We start from the raw sequence: 18350 nt of genomic DNA on the forward strand, positions 1-18350 counted from the left end.
TGTGCGGTCGGGTCGCGTGCCTCAGAGGGCTTCCGCACCCGAGATGATCTCGATGAGTTCCTTGGTGATCATGGCCTGACGCGTCCGGTTGTAGATCAGCGTCTGCTTCTTGATCATCTCGCCCGCGTTGCGGGTCGCCGAGTCCATGGCGCTCATGCGCGCGCCCTGCTCGGAGGCGGCGTTCTCCAGGAGCGCCCGGTAGATCTGCACCGTCAGGTTCTTCGGCAGCAGCGTCTCCAGGATCGCCTCCTCGGAGGGCTCGAACTCCAGGGCGGCGTTGCCGGCCGCCGCCTTCGCGGTCGTATCGGCCGCCGGGAGCTCGGCCGGGATGAGGCGCTGCGCGGTCGGGATCTGCGAGATCACCGAGCGGAACTCGGAGTAGAACAGCGTCGCGACGTCGAACTCACCGTTCTCGAAGCGGGTCAGGATCTTGTCGGCGATCGAGGCCGCGAACTCGTAATCCACCGGGCGGTTGCCGCGGATGTCCATGCTCTCGACGATCTGGTCGCGGTACTGCCGGCGCAGGGCGTCGAGGCCCTTCTTGCCGACCGTCATGATCTTGACGGTCTTGCCCTCGGCGGCGAGCTTCTGGGCGTGCTCGCGCACCGCGAGGCGGACGATCGACGAGTTGAACGCGCCGGCGAGGCCGCGGTCGCCCGTGCACACGACGAGCAGGTGCGTCTGCTCGGAGCCGGTCCCGGACAGGAGCCGCGGGGCGCCGACGCCGCCGACGAGGTTGCCTGCGAGGTTGCCGAGCACCGCCGACATCTTCTCGGCGTAGGGACGGCCCGCCTCGGCGGCCATCTGCGCCCGGCGCAGCTTGGCGGCGGCGACCATCTGCATGGCCTTGGTGATCTTCTGCGTCGCCTTCACCGAGGTGATGCGGTTGCGCAGGTCCTTCAAACTCGCCATCGGGTGAGGTCCAGGTCCGTTCTATGGGCCTCTCCTTCCCTCGGCGGGAAGGAGCCGGAAGTTCGGGTGGTGCGGCGAGGACCGAGATCCCCCCGCACCACCCAAGATCCCTCCCCGGGGGGAGGGGCCTCACATCAGCCGATCGACTTGGCGACGCTCTCGACGACGCTCTTCAACTTGCCGGCGTTCTCGTCCGACAGGTCCTTGGAGGCGGCGATCGAGTCGAGCAGGTCCTTGTGCTTGGTGCGCAGGGTCGAGAGCAGCGCGTCCTCGAACGGGCGGACCTTGGTCACCGGCATCTTGTCGAGGTAGCCGTTCACGCCGGCGTAGATCACCGCGACCTGCTCTTCCATCTTCAGCGGCGAGAACTGCGGCTGCTTCAGGAGCTCGGTGAGCCGCGAGCCGCGGTTCAGGAGCGCCTGGGTCGAGGCGTCGAGGTCCGAGCCGAACTGCGCGAAGGCGGCCATCTCGCGGTACTGCGCGAGCTCGCCCTTGATCTTGCCGGCGACCTTCTTCATCGCCTTGGTCTGGGCCGAGGAGCCCACCCGCGACACCGAGAGGCCGACGTTCACCGCCGGGCGGATGCCCTGATAGAACAGATCGGTCTCGAGGAAGATCTGGCCGTCGGTGATCGAGATCACGTTGGTCGGGATGTAGGCCGAGACGTCGTTGGCCTGGGTCTCGATGACCGGCAGCGCCGTCAGCGAGCCGTTGCCGGCGGCGTCGCCCATCTTGGCGGCGCGCTCGAGCAGGCGGCTGTGGAGGTAGAACACGTCGCCCGGATAGGCCTCGCGGCCCGGCGGGCGGCGCAGCAGCAGCGACATCTGGCGGTAGGCCACAGCCTGCTTGGAGAGATCGTCATACACGATCACGGCGTGCATGCCGTTGTCGCGGAAGTACTCGCCCATGGCGCATCCGGCGAACGGCGCGATGAACTGCATCGGGGCCGCGTCGGACGCCGTAGCGGCGATGACGATCGAGTACTCCAGCGCGCCCTGGTCCTCCAGGACCTTCACGAACTGGGCCACCGTCGAGCGCTTCTGGCCGATGGCGACGTAGATGCAGAAGAGCTTGGCCTTCTCGTCACCGCCGGCAGCGTGGCCCGGCTTCTGGTTCAGGATCGTGTCGAGGGCGATGGCGGTCTTGCCGGTCTGGCGGTCGCCGATGATCAGCTCGCGCTGGCCGCGGCCCACCGGGATCAGGGCGTCGATCGCCTTGAGGCCCGTGGCCATCGGCTCATGCACCGACTTGCGCGGGATGATGCCCGGGGCCTTCACGTCGACGCGGCGGCGCTCGGTGGAGACGATCGGACCCTTGCCGTCGATCGGGTTGCCGAGGGCGTCGACGACGCGGCCGAGCAGGCCCTTGCCGACCGGCACGTCCACGATGGCGCCGGTCCGCTTGACGGTCTGGCCTTCCTTGATCTCGCGGTCGGAGCCGAAGATCACGATGCCGACGTTGTCCTGCTCGAGGTTGAGGGCCATGCCCCGCACGCCCGACTCGAACTCGACCATCTCGCCGGCCTGGACGTTGTCGAGGCCGTAGGCGCGGGCGATGCCGTCGCCGACGGACAGGACCTGTCCGACCTCGGAGACCTCGGCCTCTTCGCCGAAGTTCTTGATCTGCTCTTTCAGGATCGCGGAGATCTCGGCGGCGCGGATGTCCATACTCGGGCCTCTGTCGCTGATGCGTTTATGCGTGTTCGGGTCGGATGGGGGCGCTTACCGCGCGGCCCGCATCGCGAGGCGGATACCGTTGAGCTTGGTCTTGAGAGAGGCGTCGACCATGCGCGAACCCATCTTCACGACGAGGCCGCCGATCAGGCTCGGGTCGATCACGAGGTCGACGGCAACCTCGGCCTTGGCGATGTCGCGCAGCGACGCCTTGATTTCCTCGACCACGGCGTCGGACGGCTTCTCGGCCACGCGCACCTGGGCGCGGATGATGCCCTTCGAATCCTGGACCAGGCTCCGGAATGCCTCGATCATGTCGGGCAGGGCGAACAGCCGGCGGTTCGAGGCCGCGAGACGGATGAAGTTGCCGGCGAGACCGCCGATGCCGGCCTTGTCGAGCACGGCGCCGATGGCGCCGGCCTGCTCCTCGGCGCTGAACACCGGGCTGCGGACGAGGCGGCGGAGATCCGCGCTCTCCTTCAGCAGCGCGTCGAATTGATTGAGGGACTCGGCGACCGCGTCGACCTGGCGCTCGTCACGCGCGAGATCGAACAGGGCGGAAGCGTACCGGCCCGCCACGCCTGCGACCAGGGGACCAGCCTCGGAACCGTTCTGCGCCACCCGTCGCTCTCTTCTCTGGTTGCCCGCCCGCTCCGCGCGCTCCGGCAGGAGCGCGGTGCGTGACCGTTCGGGACGTGGGATCGCGCCGGCGACGGACAGGGTCGAGAACTGTCCTCGCGGCGCGGCGACCGCCTAGCATGCCAGCATGGCCGCACGCAACACGGTAGGCGCCGCGCGCAGCGCGTCACGACGGCGGAAGTGTGACGCAGGAGGCGCTCCAGGCGCGCCCCAGCATGAGGGGCTCAGCACGCAAGCCGGTCGCAGCGCCGGACGCTCGCGATCATCTTCGCCATGGCGCGGGCGCCGGGATGTCCGAGGATACCGCTGTTGCCGAGGACGTAGGACGGAGTTGCGTAGAGGCCGAGATCGGCCGCCATGCGCATCTGGCTCTTGAGCGCCGCGCGCACCTCCTCGCTGTCGGCGATCTCCTCGACCTCCGCCTGGGGGATCCCCAGCGTGGCGGCGACGGCGAGCGCCCCGGGCCCATCGATGCGTCCGGGCTTGCCGAGCAGCGTCTGATAGAAGTGCCACGCGGCCTCCGAGCCGAGCTTGCGCTGCACCGCCAGCATCACCTTGGCGGCCTGCGCCGATTGCGGTGACAGGATCGGGTTGTGGACAAGCCCGATGCGCAATTCGGGGTCGCTATCGTGCAGGGCGACCACGTCGGCGGCGGCCTTCCGGCAATAGGGGCAGTTGAAGTCGAAGAACTCGTAGAGCGTGGCGCCGGCTTCCCGCGGGCCGACATAGGTGACGCCACGCAGGGCCGGGATCTGCCCGGTGATCTCGCCCGGCAGGATCGAGTTCGCCACCGCCTTGCCGTCGTCGCCGGTCACTGGGACGCGCTGGCCATAGGATTGCGCCCGGACGGGCATCACGCCGGCACCGAGGGCGGCGACCGCGGCGAGGAGGAGGCGTCGCGAAACAGGCATGGAAGCAGGCATGGGACTCGTCCGGAGCATCGCTGTCCCGCCCCGGCCGCGCCGAAGCGGGGCCGGACCAGAACCAGGGCGTCGAGTCGGTTTGATGGCGAATGCGCGTGAACGCGGCCCTACCGCAGCCCCTTCGGCCGCTCGCCGGCTGCCCAGGACAGCGCCTGCTCCAGCCGATCGTTGCCCCAGAACAGCTCGCCGTCATCCGCCAGGAAGGTCGGCGCCCCGTAGATCCCGCGGGAGCGCGCCTCCTCGACACTGACCCGCAGCTTGGTCTTGTTGGCTTCGGCGGCAGCGGCCCGCACGGTCTGCGTCCCGTCGAGGCCGAGCGAATCGAGGATCTCCGCCACCGCCGCCGGCTCCGCGATGGAGCGCCCCTCGGCGAAGCTGGCGGTGAACACCGCCTTCGAGAACGGCACCAGCCAGTCCTGGTCCTGGCCGAGGATGGCGACCCGCACGGCGCTGAGGCTGTTCTGTGGAAATTGGGCGGGGCGGGTCACCGGCGGCAGGCCGAGGCGCGCGGCCTCGCGCTCGACGTCCCGCCACATGTTCTTGCCCTTGGCCGCGTAGAGGTTGAACGGCGAGGTGGTCCAGCCCTGCGCGGCAAAGAGCGGACCGACCAGGAACGGGCGCCACCGGATCGCCACGCCCGCCTCGGCGGCAGCCGCCTCGACGCGCATGGCCGCGAGGTAGGAGTAGGTGGAGGCGAATTCGTACCAGAACTCCAGAATTGGCTGGCGCGCCATAGACTTCGCTTCTCCGATGCACTCTCGCGGCGGTGACGACTGGCAACGCCGGCGCCGTTTCTGACACAGCCGCAAGGCCGCCGTGAGGCGAAACGCGGCCGATCCTCCGGCATCTGGGCTACGCGCGAGACGGCACGCCGGTTGCAGGCCGGTGATACCCGCGATAAGCCGCAGACGCCGAGCCAGATCCCTCGCCCAGTTCCGGAAGCCGCATGTCCGTCCCCGCGAAGAGCCCTGTGAAGAAGGTCGTGCTGGCCTATTCCGGCGGCCTCGACACATCGATCATCCTGAAGTGGCTGCAGACCACCTACGGCTGCGAAGTCGTGACCTTCACGGCCGATCTCGGCCAGGGGGAGGAGCTGGAGCCCGCCCGTCGGAAGGCTGAGCTGCTCGGCATCAAGCCCGAGAACATCTACATCGAGGATCTGCGCGAGGAATTCGTCCGCGATTACGTCTTCCCGATGTTCCGGGCGAACGCCGTCTACGAGGGCGTCTACCTGCTCGGCACCTCGATCGCCCGGCCGCTGATCGCCAAGAAGCAGATCGAGATCGCCGAGAAGGTTGGCGCCGACGCGGTCTGCCACGGCGCCACCGGCAAGGGGAACGATCAGGTCCGGTTCGAGCTCGGCTACTACGCCCTGAAGCCCGACGTGACGGTGATCGCGCCGTGGCGGGAATGGGACCTGCGCTCCCGCGAGCAGCTCATCGCCTTCGCCGAGCAGCACCAGATCCCGATCGCCAAGGACAAGCGCGGCGAGAGCCCGTTCTCGGTCGACGCCAACCTCCTGCACGCCTCCTCGGAGGGCAAGGTTCTGGAGGATCCGGCCGTCGAGGTGCCGGACTACGTCTACTCGCGCACCCTCTCCCCCGAGGAGGCGCCCGATCAGCCGACGCTCATCACGATCGGCTTCGAGCGCGGCGACGCGGTGTCGATCGACGGCGAGGCTCTGTCGCCCGCGAGCCTGCTGGCCAAGCTCAACGAGCTCGGCCGCGCCAACGGCATCGGCCGGCTCGACCTCGTGGAGAACCGCTTCGTCGGCATGAAGAGCCGCGGCATGTACGAGACGCCCGGCGGTACGATCCTGCTGCCGGCCCACCGCGCCATCGAGTCGATCACGCTGGACCGGGGCGCCGCGCACCTGAAGGACCAGCTCATGCCGCAATACGCGGAGCTGATCTACAACGGCTTCTGGTTCTCGCCGGAGCGCGAGATGATCCAGGCCCTGATCGACAGGAGCCAGGAGAAGGTCACCGGCACGGTGCGGCTGAAGCTCTACAAGGGCGGAGTCCACGTGATCGGCCGCGAGAGCCCGCACTCGCTCTACGACCAGGATCTCGTGACCTTCGAGGAGGGCGCCGTCGCCTACGACCACCGCGACGCGGCGGGCTTCATCAAGCTCAACGCCCTGCGGCTGCGCACGCTGGCGCAGCGCAAGAAGCGCGAGGGCTGAGTCCCTCGGGCCCGCCGAGGCCGCGAAGAGTCAGGCGGGCTCCCAGCGCCCGGCCGCCCGACGGAAGTCGCCGGGCCCGAGATCGGCGTAGCGCAGGAAGATCTGCAGGGCCGGCTGCAGCTCGCGATGGAGCCGGACCAGCCGCGTCTCCGCATCCTCGTCGTCGTTCGCGGCTGCCCCGGGCACGGCGGCGAGATGGCGCCGCATGACGGCGCTGTAGGGTTCCTCATCGCCGTAGGGCCGCTGCGGATCGACGTGCGGAACCCCCTCCGCGGCGTTCCAGCCGACATTGAGCCGCCGGATCAGGGCGAGGTGCTCCGGGGTCACCGCGAAGGTGATGACGTCCGGCGTCTCGCCGGTCGCCGCGTCCCGGAAGACGTCGCCAACCGCGCCCGGATCGAGCTTCGCCAGGCCATTGTGGTACTGATACCGGCCCGGCTTCAGCTGCGCATTCTGGATGAAGACGGCGAGGCCGTCCTCGAGCGCCCGGTGCTCCTCCTCGGCCCCCTCGTCGTCGCCGGTGACGTTGGCGATGTCGCCGTCGCGGTCCAGGCTGCCGTAGGGCGCCGCCGGGTGGATGGTCGGCGCCCCCGGCTCGGCGCCGCCCCAGGCGACGACCATCCGGCGGATCAGGGCGATGCGCTCCAGGCTCAGGTCGTAGACGGCATCGCTCATCGTGTATCGGCCCCGGGTCCCGCGTTTCGAAGGCCCGTCTTACAGAGGGCCGCGGGCCCCTGCTACCGCCGCAGGCAGCCCGTGAGCCCGTCGACCTGCCCCATCAGGCCCTGGATCCGTGCGGCCCTGCGGCGCACGCCGGGCGAGGGCCGGCCGGCGCTGCGGGTGATCGGGTTCGGCAGGACGGCGGCGAGGAGAGCGGCCTCGCCCCGGTTCAGCCGGCTGGCATCCTTGCCGAACCAGTGCCGGCTCGCGGCCTGCGCCCCGTAGATCCCGTCGCCCCACTCGGCGACGTTGAGGTAGATCTCCATCATCCGGCGCTTGCCCCAGAGCGTGTCGAGCGTCAGCGCCAGCGGGATCTCGATGGCCTTGCGGATGTAGGACCGGCCCGGCCACAGGAAGACGTTCTTCACCGTCTGCATGGCGATCGTCGAGGCGCCTCGGTTCGGCGAATCCTCGTCCTCGACGACCTCGCGAATCGCGCCGAAATCGACACCGTGATCCAGGCAGAAGCGCTGATCCTCCGAGGCGATCACGGCCTGGGTCAGGGCCGGCGCGATGGCGGAGAGCGGGACTGGATCCCAGTTCACCGGTTGAAGCGTCACCCACCGCCCGAGCATCAGGGTCGACGGCGGCATCACCGCGCTATAGACGAGCGCCAACGTCAGCGCGAGGACGAACCCAACGGCGGGGAGCAGCAGCAGCGCTCCCACGGCCTGGCGGACGCGGCGGGAACGGCGCGGGCGCGCGAGTGGAAGGTCTCGACCTGCCGTCTCCCGCCTGCGTCGAGCCCCATCCACCGTGAGTCCGTCCCCGCCCAACTGACACCCGATTGGTTTTCGCAAAGCCAGGACCGGACGTAAGCCCGATGACCCCGACCCCCTCAACGCAGGCACCGACCGGTTCGGTCAAGGCAGTCACGCCGGCCGCCGATTTTACCCACAGGTTGACGGAGGTCGCCGGGACGGTCGAGACCTTCCTGGTCGAGCGGCTCGGCCCCACGCCCGGTGCCGGCGAGATCGCCCGGCCGCCGCGCCTGATGGAAGCCATGCGCCACGCGGTGCTCGGCGGCGGCAAGCGTCTCCGGCCGTTCCTGGCCATCGAGACCGCCCGGATGCTCGGCGGTTCGGAGGCCGCGGCCCTGGCCGCCGGGGCCGGCGTCGAGCTGGTCCATTGCTACAGCCTCGTCCACGACGATCTGCCGGCCATGGACGACGACGACATGCGCCGCGGCAAGCCGACCGTGCACAAGGCCTACGATGAGGCCACCGCGATCCTGGTCGGCGACGCCCTGCAGACGCTGGCCTTCGAGATCGTCGCCGATCCGACCTGGCAGCCGGATGCGCGCATCCGCGCCGATCTCGTGCTCGGCCTCGCCCGCGCCTCAGGCCTCGGCGGCATGGTCGGCGGCCAGCTCCTCGACCTGACCGCCGAGGGCCGGTTCGGCGCGGCCAACATGGACGTGGACGACACCCTGCGGATGCAGGCGATGAAGACAGGGGCGATCCTGGCCTTCTCGGTGGAGGCCGGCGCGATCGTCGGCGGCGCCGACGAGGGCCAGCGGGCGGCCCTCCTGCGCTACGGCCTCGCTTTGGGCCAAGCCTTCCAGATCGCCGACGACATCCTCGACCGGGAAGCCTCACCCGAAGCCATGGGCAAGGCCACCGGCAAGGACAAGGAGGCCGGCAAGGCGACGCTCGTCGACCGTCTCGGCATCGACGGTGCCCGCGCCGAATGCGACCGGCTCGTCGGCGTCTGCGAGGACGCGGTGTCGTCCTGGGGGGAGGGTGCCCGCGTCCTCCGGGATGCCGCCCGCTTCACGGTCGCCCGCAAGACCTGACCTTAGGCGGGGATATCCGCGCACGGCCTCGGCGGGGCCGCCATGCGAGGGCACGGCGGTCCTGTCGATCCATTATCGCACGCGCGGCGAAGCGGCCCAGGGCAGCGCACCGTCTCCGAGCGTGACGGTGCCGGATTGCGTCGCTCCGCTCGCGGAGGCGGATCCGCACTGCTTCGCCCGGATCCGCCTGACGCGCACCTGATGCGGCGCGTCGGAGCTTACGCGGCCCTCAGAGCCGGTTGTTCTTGTTGTGGACGTCGAGGCAGACGGCGGCGAGCAGGACGACGCCCTTGATCACCTGCTGGTAGTCGACGCCGATCCCCAGCATCGACATCCCGTTGTTCATGATGCCGATGATGAAGGCACCGATCACGACGCCCGAGACCTTGCCGATGCCGCCGGCCGCCGAGGCGCCGCCGATGAAGCAGGCCGCGATCACGTCGAGTTCGAACCCGACGCCGGCCTTCGAGTTCGCCGTGTTGAGCCGGGCCACGAAGATCATCCCGGCGAGCCCCGCCAACGCGCCCATATTGGCGAAGGTCAGGAAGGTGAGCCGCTCTGTCCTGATCCCGGACAGGCGAGCGGCCTTGATGTTGCCGCCGAGCGCGTAGATCCGCCGCCCGATCGTCGTCCGCGTGGTGATGAAGTGATAGAGCATCACCAGGGCGAACATGACGAGCAGGACGTTGGGCAGGCCGCGATAGGCGCTCATCTGATACGCGAAGGCGAGCATCAGCGTTGCGGTCACGCCGTTGCGGAAGATGAAGGACGCCAGGGACTCGGCCGGACCCTCCGCCCGGATCCGCGCCTGCCGGCGCCGCCAGTTCAGGCCGATCAGAAGCGCGGTGACGCCGAACGCGATCAGGAGCGCGGTCCAGGGTCCGGCGAAATTGGCCAGAAACCCTTTGGAAAGCAGCTGGAACACGTCCGGGAAGGGGCCGATCGAGGCCCCCTGGAGGAGCGCCTGCGTCAGGCCCCGGAAGACCAGCATCCCGGCCAGGGTCACGATGAAGCTCGGGATGGCGAGATAGGCCACGAAGTAGCCCTGTACCCCGCCGATGATCGCGCCGACCACCAGACACAGGGCGGTCGCGGTCAGCGGGTCGACCTGAAAGCGCACCATCAGCAGGGCCGCGAGCGCCCCGATAAAGCCGACCACGGAGCCGATCGACAGGTCGATATGTCCGGCCACGATGACCAGCAGCATCCCGAGCGCCATCACGACGACGTAGCTGTTCTGGAGGATCAGGTTGGTCAGGTTCAGCGGCTGGAACAGGACGCCGCCGGTCGCGACCTCGAAGAACAGCGTGATGACCGCCAGCGCGAAGATCAGCCCGTAGGCGCGCAGCTGCGCCATCGGCAGGCGTCCGCGCCGCCGGGCCTGCGGCTCGCCCGCGGCCGCGCCGCCCGTGAAGAGGTCGCCGCCGGGATTCATGGACTTGCTCGCCGTGATGTCGGTCATCCGTTCAGGCCCTTGGAGCGCATGATCGCGCGCATGATCGCTTCCTGGCTGGCCTCGGCCCGCGGGAACTCGGCCACGAAGCGCCCCTCGTTCATCACGTAGATGCGGTCGCAGAGGCCGAGCAGCTCCGGCATCTCGGACGAGATCATCAGGACGCCGCGCCCGTCCTCGGCCAGTTCGTTGATGATGCTGTAGATCTCGTATTTGGCGCCGACATCGATGCCGCGGGTCGGCTCGTCGAGGATCAGCACCTTGGGCTGGGTGAACAGCCACTTGCTCAGCACGACCTTCTGCTGATTTCCGCCGGACAGGTTCACGGTCTGCTGCGTCACCCCGAAGGAACGGATACGCATCTTCGTGCGGAAGCCGGTGGCGACCCGGTGCTCGACCGCCTCGTCGATCACCGCGGCAGTGGAGACCCCGGGCAGATTCGCGAGCGTCGTGTTCCGGGCGATATCCTCGCCCAGCACCAGCCCGAGCTGCTTGCGGTCCTCGGTGACGTAGGCGATGCCCGCCGCGATCGCCCGGTCGATCGTCGAGACGTCGACCTCCGCACGGTCGATCCGGACGGTGCCGCGGATGCCCTGGCCGTAGGACCGGCCGAAGAGGCTCATGGCGAGTTCCGTCCGGCCCGAGCCCATCAGGCCGGCGACCCCGACGATCTCGCCCCTGCGCAGGGTCAGGCCGACATTGCGCACCACCACCCGGTCGGCATGGACCGGGTGGTGGACCGTCCAGTCGCGCACCTCCATCAGCACGTCGCCGATCCGCGGCGCGCGCACCGGATAGCGGTTCTCCAGCGTGCGGCCGACCATCGCCCGGATGATGCGGTCCTCGTCGATCGCGCCATTGCGGCAATCGAGCGTCTCGACGGTGGTGCCGTCGCGCAGGACGGTGATCCGGTCGGCCACTCTGGCGATCTCGTTGAGCTTATGGGAGATCAGGATCGAGGCGATGCCCCGAGCCTTGAAGCGCAGCAGAAGCTGCAGCAGGGCCTCGCTGTCCGTCTCGCTCAACGATGCCGTCGGTTCGTCGAGGATCAGCAGCTTGACCTTCTTGGCGATGGCCTTGGCGATCTCCACGAGCTGCTGCTTGCCGACGCCGAGATGGGTGACGAGGGTGTCGGGGCTCTCGTCGAGCCCCACCATCGCCATCAATTCGCGGGCGCGGGCATAGACCCGGCCCTGGTCGATGATCCCGAACCGGGCCGGCTCATTGCCGAGGAAGATGTTCTCGGCGATCGACAGGTAGGGCACCAGGGCGAGTTCCTGGTGGATGATCACGATGCCACGGCGCTCGCTGTCGGAGATATCCCGGAAATGGCCGGGCCGGCCCTCATAGGTGATGTCGCCCGCGTAGGACCCGTGGGGATAGACGCCGCTCAGGACCTTCATCAGCGTCGATTTCCCGGCGCCGTTCTCGCCGACCAGGGCGAGGATCTCGGCGGGCTCGACGGTGAGGTTGACGTCGTCGAGGGCCTTCACGCCCGGGAAGGTCTTGGAGATCCCCCGCATTTCGAGGACGGGCTGCATGCGGCGCCTACCAGCTCGGACTGCACGTTCGGACCCCGCGCCAGCCTTGGTGGCGCGGGGATGGGACCGGACGGAGCGGTCGCGCTCCGCCGCAGCCTCGATCACTTGAGCTGTTCGAGGGTGTAGTAGCCGGTATCGACCAGAGCCGACTTCCAGTTGGCCTTGGTGACGATCACCGGCGTCAGCAGGAAGGAGGGAACGATCTTCTTGCCGTTGTCGTAGGTCTTCGAATCGTTGACCTCGGGCTTTCGGCCGGCCTCCAGGGCGTCGATCATCGCCACGGTGACCTTCGCCAGATCCCGCGTGTCCTTGAAGATGGTCGCCGTCTGCTCGCCCGCGATGATCGACTTGACCGATTGCAGCTCGGCATCCTGGCCGCTGACCACCGGCAGCGGCACGGCGCCGGAGCCGTAGCCGACGCTCTTCACCGAGGAGAGGATGGCCGTGGAGATGCCGTCATAGGGCGAGAGCACCGCGTCGAGATGGGCGTTGCCGTAATAGGCGGAGAGCAGGTTATCCATCCGGGCCTGGGCGGTCGCCGGATCCCAGCGCAGGGTCGACACCTTGTCCATGCCGAACTGGCCCGACCGCACCACGAGCTTCTTCGCATCGAGGTAGGGTTTCAGCACCGACAGGGCGCCGTCGTAGAAAAAGTATGCGTTATTGTCGTCGGGCGAACCGCCGAACAGCTCGATGGTGAACGGTCCCTTTCCATCCTTAAGCCCGAGGGCGTCGACAATGGAGGTGGCCTGCTGGACACCAACCTTATAGTTGTCGAAGGTGGCGTAGTAATCGACATTGGGCGTGCCCCTGATGAGCCGGTCATAGGCAATGACCTTGACGCCGCGCTCGCTCGCCTTCGCCAGCACATCACTGAGGGTCGTGCCGTCGATGGAGGCGATCACCAGGATCTTCACGCCCTTGGTGAGCATGTTCTCGATCTGAGCGAGCTGCGTGGGGATGTCGTCATCCGCATATTGCAGATCCGGCTTGTAGCCCTTTTCCTTGAGCAGCCGGACGATGTTGTTACCGTCGTCGATCCAGCGCTGCGACGACTTCGTGGGCATGGCGACCCCGATCGAATCACCACTCGCCGCCTGCGCCGGTCCAACGGCGTGCCCACCCAGAAGCGACACAGCCAGAAAGAGCCGGGAAAACATCCATTTCGCGACCATGATTCCCCCCTTTATTCGGAATTGTTCGGCCTTATTCGCGTTTTTTATGTTAATTAATTCGATTTTTTACAGAAATAATCAGTCATAAAAAACTTGTAAACAACAATCAGCAGCAATCGATGTTAAGCACCGGAGGTTCAACCAGACGTGAGATCATTTGATTTTCTGGCAACGCCATGCAGAACTCTGACCGGTTCGGCGATACTGTCTGCACGTGATCGATCCGGCCACAAAGGTCGTTATGCGAACCTGTCTTGCCCTCTCCGCGCAGAAGCCCGGTCGCAACCGGAACGATCCCGCCGAACGATTTGTATGAGTTATGATCTGGACCGTCAATTAGTGCGGCGATGTTATGCGCCCCAAAAGTGCGGCTGTGGTCGCCTGGCTGAGCGGCAGACAGACCCGCGCGACGGCAATGGCCGGCGCATCGCGAGCCCGGAGCAGGCAGGGCTCCAACTTATGTCATTCGCGTGGGATTCGCAGGCGGCGCCCGTGCAGTGCAGAGTGTCCGAGCGCCGGCCGGCGTCCGACCTGGGAGCCCCGTCGGAGCCCTCTCGATCGCGGAAAACGCATCCGAACGAGGCTCACGGCGGCGGCTCCACCCGCGCCCTCAATCGGCGGTCATGGGCCCGAGAGCCCGTCCCGAACAGGCTCTGAAAGCCTGGTTCGGGGGCGCCTCCACGCGGGATCTCGGCGCCGGGGCCGGCTCAGCCGCGGCCGACGAACGGCATCTTGGTGGCCATGATGGTCATGAACTGCACGTTGGCCTCGAGCGGCAGGCTCGCCATGGTGAGAACCGCCTGGCCGACATGGTCCGGGTCCATCACCGCCTCGGCCCGGAGGGAACCGTCCGCCTGGGGCACGCCGGCCTTCATCTTGCCGCCCATCGGCGTGTCGGCGTTGCCGATGTCGATCTGGCCGCAGGCGATGTCGTAGGCGCGCCCGTCGAGGGAGGTCGCCTTGGTCAGCCCGGTCACGGCGTGCTTGGTCGCCGTGTAGGCGATGGAATTCGGCCGGGGCGCGTGGGCCGAGATCGAGCCGTTGTTGATGATCCGGCCGCCGCGGGGATCCTGGTCGCGCATGATCCGGAAGGCGTGCTGCGTGCACAGGAACAGGGCGGTGAGGTTGGTGTCGACCACCTGCCGCCAGGTCTCGAGGGGCAGATCCTCCAGCGGAACCGCCGGGGCTCCGATCCCCGCATTGTTGAACAGCAGGTCGAGCCGTCCGAACTCCGCCCGCGTGCGGGCGAACAGGGCGGCGATCGAATCCGGATCGGTCACGTCGGTGGAGACCGCCAGGGCCCCGTGGCCGATCTGCGCGGCGACCTCGTCGAGCAGGGCCTGACGCCGCCCGGAGAGCACGACGCGCCATCCGGCGCCGGCGAGCGCCAGGGCAGCCGCCTTGCCGACACCCGTCCCGGCTCCGGTCACGATCGCGATCCGCTGTGCCTTCGACATGCATTCCTCCCGGTTTCGGCGTTGCTCCGCCTGTAGCGGATGGCCGACGCCGCGCGAAGGGATCGGCGTTTCAGATGCGGGAAGCGGTCACGGGGCGTACCGGCGCGCGCAGTGCGCTATGGTGGTGCGAAACACATCGGATACGGGAGGGGAACGGGACGATGGCGCTGGGTTCGTCGGCAGGCCTGCGCGGGACGATCAACGCGGTGGTTCCCGCGTGAGCGGACCCGAGATCCCGTTCCTGGCCGGCCTCGAAGCGTCGGCGGTCGCGGCCATACGGGCCCGCATGGTGCCGCTGGCGGTGCCGGGCGGCCGGACCCTCTTCGAGCAGGGCGATACCGGAGACGCGCTCTACACGCTGGTTTCGGGCGCGGTCGGCATCTCGGCCCGCGACCATGCGGGGCGGCCGACCCGGATCGCGCGGCTCCGACCGCCGGAGACCTTCGGCGAGATGGCGCTGCTCTCGGACGCGCCGCGGGCGGCCACCGTGATGGCCCTGCGCGATTCGCACCTCCTGCGGCTCACTCGCGACGCCTTCGAGGCGGTGATCGCCGAACATCCGCACACGCTCCTCTACTTCGCCCGGATGCTGGCCGACCGTCTGCGGGCGACCCACGACGGCTACTCGGTCCACCACGCACCGCGGATCTTCACGATCCTGTCCGTGACGGAGGGGCCCGATCCGGCGCGGGTGGCGCGGCAGCTCGCCGCCGCGTTCGACGCCCTGCTGCCCGGCACGACCGGCTGCCTCACCGACTGGCCGGAGGGCGCCGACGAGGCATGGTTCCAGGCCTTCGAGGGCGACCACACGCGCACGATCTTCGCGGCGCACGAAATCGACTGCCCCTGGTGCCGCCAGAGCCAGCGGCGCGGTGACCATGTCCTGCTCCTGGCCGAGCCCGGCGCAGCGCCGCGACCGGGCGTGGCCGCCTATCTCGAGCGGGTGCGCTCCGACTGGATCCGTATGGACCTCGTCGTCCTCCAGGATCCCGCGGCCTGCCGCCCGAAGCCCCTCCATCCGGAGGTGGCCGCCTTGCCCGCGGCCATGCGGATCCAGCTTCGGGACGGCAACCAGGGGGATCTGCACCGCCTCGCCCGGCTCGCCAGCGGCGCCGCGCGGGGCCTCGTCCTCGGCGGGGGCGGGGCGCGGGGGCTCGCCCATCTCGGGGTGCTCAAGGCCCTCGACGAGGTGTCCTGCGCGCCGGATTTCGTCGGCGGGACCAGCATGGGGGCGATCATCGCGGCGAGCCTCGCCATGGGCTGGGGCGTGGCGGAGATCCAGGCGCAGATCGAGGCGTTCTTCGCCACCAGCAACCCGATCAACGACTACACCCTGCCGCTGCACGCGCTGACCCGCGGCGCCAAGGTCGATGCCGGCCTCGCCGCGCGCTACGGCGGCGTGCGCATCGAGGATCTCTGGCTGCCGTTCTTCTGCGTCTCGTCGAACCTGACCACCGGCAACACCATGGTGCACCGCTCGGGCGACTTGCCGAAGGCCCTGCGGGCCAGCATCGCGATTCCCGGCCTGCTGCCGCCGGTGCTCTGCGACGAGGGTGTCCTGGTGGATGGCGGGATGATGAACAACCTCCCGGCCGACGTCGCCGCCGGGCTGGAGCGCGGCCCGGTTCTGGCCGTCGATGTCGGCACCGACCGGGCGTTCCAGGACATGCCGCGGCGCGGTTGGAGCGGCAGGATCATGCGCAAACTGATCGGCTCGCCGCTGGCGATGCCGGGCCTGGCACCGCTGCTGCTGCGCGCCGCCACCGTATCGAGCGACGCCCAGAGCCTGATGGCGGCGGCCCACGCGACCGCCGTGCTCAAGCCCCAGCTGTCCGGAATCGATCTACGGGCCTGGTCGCGCTTCCGCGAATCGGCAGAGCTCGGCTACCGGGAAACCCGCGCCGGCATCGCGTCCGGCACGCTGGCGCGCTGGCTCGACCCGCTGCGGTGAGATGTCCGCGTGCGGCAGCGCACGGTCGCCGCCGCGCGACCTGTAACCCTGAGCCTGCGGCTCCGATCTCTTCCACACGACGTCCCCAAGACGTCTGTCAGACGACCTTTGGAGATCAGAGCCATGACCTACCTCGCCACGCCTCCCGTCGTCCCCGGTCGTGAGCAGGTTCGGGACGCCGCGGCCGACCGCTCCGCACCGCAAGCGCTGCTGCACGGCGCCGCCTTCGTGCTGCTGTGTCTCTGGACGCGCACGGCGCCGGACCGCCTGCGAGACCAGCTCTCTCCGGAAGCCGGCGCTTGCGCCACGCTCGGCTTCTGAGCGGATCGGACCCGTGCGCGCACGCGTTCTCAGCCGGTGGGAGATCGACATGACGAAGTGGGAGACGCGATGCACGGCGCGGGCGTGAGATTCCGCCGGGTCGCGCTACCGGAGGTCAGCCTGCACGTGGCCGAGGCGGGTTTGGAGACGGGACCACCGACTATCCTGCTGCACGGCTTCCCGGAATTCTGGTACGGCTGGCGCCATCAGATCGGGCCGCTCGCCGAAGACGGCCTGCGGGTCATCGTCCCGGACCAGCGCGGCTACGGGCTGAGCGACAAGCCGGCCGGGATCGCCGCCTATCACCTCGACCGGCTGGCAGACGACGTCCTGGCGCTGGCCGACGCCTACGGCGCCGCCACGGTGCGGCTGGTCGGCCATGATTGGGGCGGCCTCGTCGCGTGGTGGGTCGCGAGCCGCAACCCCGACCGGGTCGACCGGCTGGCGATCCTCAACGCGCCGCACCCCGCCGTGGTGGGCGCCTACATGCGGCACCATCCCGGCCAATGGCTGCGCAGCACCTATGTCGGCCTGTTCCAGCTCCCCCTCCTGCCCGAACGACTGCTCACGGCGGATCGCGGCCGAGCCCTGCGCCGCGCGCTGACGACGTCCAGCCGCCCCGGCGCCTTCACGAGCGCCGACCTCGACCGCTACGTCGAGGCCTGGCTGCAGCCCGGCGCGATGACCGGCATGCTCAACTGGTACCGGGCGCTGGTTCGGCTGCCGCGGGCGAGCCCGCCCCGGGTCCGGGTGCCGGTGCTGATCCTCTGGGGTCGGCGGGATACCGCGCTGCAACCCGGATTGGCGGAGGCGAGCCTCGCAATCTGCGACGCCGGCCGGATCCGCTGGTACGAGCAGGCCAGCCACTGGCTCGCGCACGAGGAACCCGCATCCGTCAACGCGGAACTCCGCGCCTTCCTGCGCTGAGCCGCAGGGGTCCCAGGAGATCACGCGCAGCGCTGGGCACGTTCCCTGCGCACGAGGTGCAGGTATAGGTCTAATGCATGGATGAGCCCCGACAGTGCCAACGTCGGCGCGGCCGAGTACGTGCGGGGAGCTCCGGTAATCCGCTCTCGATCCGAGAACCGCGCTATATTTTTCGTTCTCTGATGCGGAACATGACGAGCATCAGTTTCTTACCTGGTGACTTACAAGAGCGGATCGGAGTTGCTCCACGATGTCTTTTCGTTCTCTTTTGACCGCGGGCGTGGTCTTCGGCGGCCTTCTGGCGGGAACGGTGGCCTCTGAGGCCGCGCCCGCGATGGCGCAGCCCGGCTTTGGCGGATCCGACATGGTCGAGACCGTGGCGATGCATCACCACCACCGCATGCAGCACCATCGGATGCACCGCCATCACTCGACCCGCCACGAGCGCCGGATGCGGCGCATGAACACGATGCGCCATGGAAACCCGAACGCCCGGAATCCGTCGCGCCCGGGCTACCAGCAGCAGCTCGGCAACACGACCGGCGGCCCGCGCTACTGAGGTCCGGACCGCGCCTGGATCCTGTGTTGTGCGTGTGTCGAATCCAGGCGCCATCCACCGACGATGCGCCTTCGAACCGTCTTCTCCCCAGGCGCGTCGGCTCGCGCGGCCTGATTCGC

At 68.7% G+C, this 18350-nt stretch carries 17 protein-coding genes; 6 read left to right on the plus strand and 11 right to left on the minus strand.

Going from position 1 to position 18350, the window contains the following annotated elements:
* Positions 1-21 precede the first annotated feature (21 nt).
* The 5 genes from BLT59_RS11240 to BLT59_RS11260 all read right to left on the minus strand — a co-directional run bounded on the left by BLT59_RS11240 (position 22) and on the right by BLT59_RS11260 (position 4881).
* On the minus strand, positions 22-912 hold the full coding sequence (locus BLT59_RS11240) for a F0F1 ATP synthase subunit gamma (RefSeq protein ID WP_091779461.1): 891 nt from the start codon (positions 910-912) through the stop codon (positions 22-24).
* A gap of 134 nt (positions 913-1046) precedes the next feature.
* Positions 1047-2579 (minus strand): F0F1 ATP synthase subunit alpha, encoded by a 1533-nt coding sequence (gene atpA, locus BLT59_RS11245; protein ID WP_091779463.1) that lies wholly within the window; start codon positions 2577-2579, stop codon positions 1047-1049.
* Between the two features lie 54 nt (positions 2580-2633).
* The gene (locus tag BLT59_RS11250; protein ID WP_091779465.1) at positions 2634-3206 is read right to left on the minus strand and encodes a F0F1 ATP synthase subunit delta; all 573 of its coding nucleotides are present in this window, start codon (positions 3204-3206) and stop codon (positions 2634-2636) included.
* Positions 3207-3448: 242 nt separating this feature from the next.
* Positions 3449-4135 carry a DsbA family protein gene (locus BLT59_RS11255; protein WP_175544001.1) on the minus strand — a complete coding sequence of 229 codons (687 nt, stop codon included), beginning with the start codon at positions 4133-4135 and terminating at the stop codon, positions 3449-3451.
* Positions 4136-4254: 119 nt separating this feature from the next.
* Positions 4255-4881, minus strand: coding sequence for a 2-hydroxychromene-2-carboxylate isomerase (locus BLT59_RS11260; protein WP_091779469.1), 627 nt, complete (start codon positions 4879-4881; stop codon positions 4255-4257).
* Positions 4882-5093: 212 nt separating this feature from the next.
* On the opposite strand from BLT59_RS11260, the gene BLT59_RS11265 reads away from it, so the two are divergent.
* A complete protein-coding gene (locus BLT59_RS11265) occupies positions 5094-6332 on the plus strand; it encodes an argininosuccinate synthase (RefSeq protein WP_091779472.1) in 1239 nt (412 codons plus the stop codon).
* Between the two features lie 30 nt (positions 6333-6362).
* On the opposite strand, the gene BLT59_RS11270 is transcribed toward BLT59_RS11265, so the two are convergent.
* Positions 6363-7007, minus strand: a complete 645-nt coding sequence (locus BLT59_RS11270) for a hypothetical protein (protein WP_091779477.1) — start codon at positions 7005-7007, stop codon at positions 6363-6365.
* Positions 7008-7069: 62 nt separating this feature from the next.
* Positions 7070-7720 (minus strand): monofunctional biosynthetic peptidoglycan transglycosylase, encoded by a 651-nt coding sequence (gene mtgA, locus BLT59_RS11275; RefSeq protein ID WP_244513943.1) that lies wholly within the window; start codon positions 7718-7720, stop codon positions 7070-7072.
* 155 nt (positions 7721-7875) lie between these two features.
* Between mtgA and BLT59_RS11280 the strand changes: the two genes are divergently transcribed.
* Positions 7876-8847: a polyprenyl synthetase family protein gene (locus BLT59_RS11280; protein ID WP_091779485.1), complete on the plus strand. Its 972-nt coding sequence runs from the start codon at positions 7876-7878 to the stop codon at positions 8845-8847.
* A 229-nt stretch (positions 8848-9076) separates the two neighbouring features.
* Here BLT59_RS11280 and mmsB read toward each other — a convergent pair whose 3' ends face one another.
* The 4 genes from mmsB to BLT59_RS11300 form a co-directional block, all read right to left on the minus strand.
* Positions 9077-10309: a multiple monosaccharide ABC transporter permease gene (gene mmsB, locus BLT59_RS11285; protein WP_091779489.1), complete on the minus strand. Its 1233-nt coding sequence runs from the start codon at positions 10307-10309 to the stop codon at positions 9077-9079.
* Entirely contained in the window at positions 10306-11841 is a 1536-nt protein-coding gene (gene mmsA, locus BLT59_RS11290; RefSeq protein ID WP_091779493.1) for a multiple monosaccharide ABC transporter ATP-binding protein, read from the minus strand. Before mmsA ends, mmsB begins: the two co-directional genes overlap by 4 nt.
* A gap of 101 nt (positions 11842-11942) precedes the next feature.
* Positions 11943-13001, minus strand: a complete 1059-nt coding sequence (gene chvE / locus BLT59_RS11295; RefSeq protein ID WP_175543995.1) for a multiple monosaccharide ABC transporter substrate-binding protein — start codon at positions 12999-13001, stop codon at positions 11943-11945.
* A 722-nt stretch (positions 13002-13723) separates the two neighbouring features.
* Positions 13724-14473: an SDR family oxidoreductase gene (locus BLT59_RS11300; protein WP_091779501.1), complete on the minus strand. Its 750-nt coding sequence runs from the start codon at positions 14471-14473 to the stop codon at positions 13724-13726.
* Positions 14474-14690: 217 nt separating this feature from the next.
* On the opposite strand from BLT59_RS11300, the gene BLT59_RS11305 reads away from it, so the two are divergent.
* The 4 genes from BLT59_RS11305 to BLT59_RS11320 all read left to right on the plus strand — a co-directional run bounded on the left by BLT59_RS11305 (position 14691) and on the right by BLT59_RS11320 (position 18231).
* A complete protein-coding gene (locus BLT59_RS11305; RefSeq protein ID WP_091779504.1) occupies positions 14691-16424 on the plus strand; it encodes a patatin-like phospholipase family protein in 1734 nt (577 codons plus the stop codon).
* A gap of 123 nt (positions 16425-16547) precedes the next feature.
* Positions 16548-16745, plus strand: coding sequence for a hypothetical protein (locus BLT59_RS11310; RefSeq protein WP_091779509.1), 198 nt, complete (start codon positions 16548-16550; stop codon positions 16743-16745).
* A 69-nt stretch (positions 16746-16814) separates the two neighbouring features.
* Positions 16815-17672 (plus strand): alpha/beta fold hydrolase, encoded by an 858-nt coding sequence (locus BLT59_RS11315; protein WP_091779513.1) that lies wholly within the window; start codon positions 16815-16817, stop codon positions 17670-17672.
* A gap of 250 nt (positions 17673-17922) precedes the next feature.
* Positions 17923-18231 carry a hypothetical protein gene (locus tag BLT59_RS11320; RefSeq protein ID WP_091779516.1) on the plus strand — a complete coding sequence of 103 codons (309 nt, stop codon included), beginning with the start codon at positions 17923-17925 and terminating at the stop codon, positions 18229-18231.
* The last annotated feature ends 119 nt before the right edge of the window (positions 18232-18350 follow it).

The sequence above is a fragment of the Methylobacterium sp. UNC378MF genome (assembly GCF_900103195.1).
Taxonomy (GTDB): Bacteria; Pseudomonadota; Alphaproteobacteria; order Rhizobiales; family Beijerinckiaceae; genus Methylobacterium.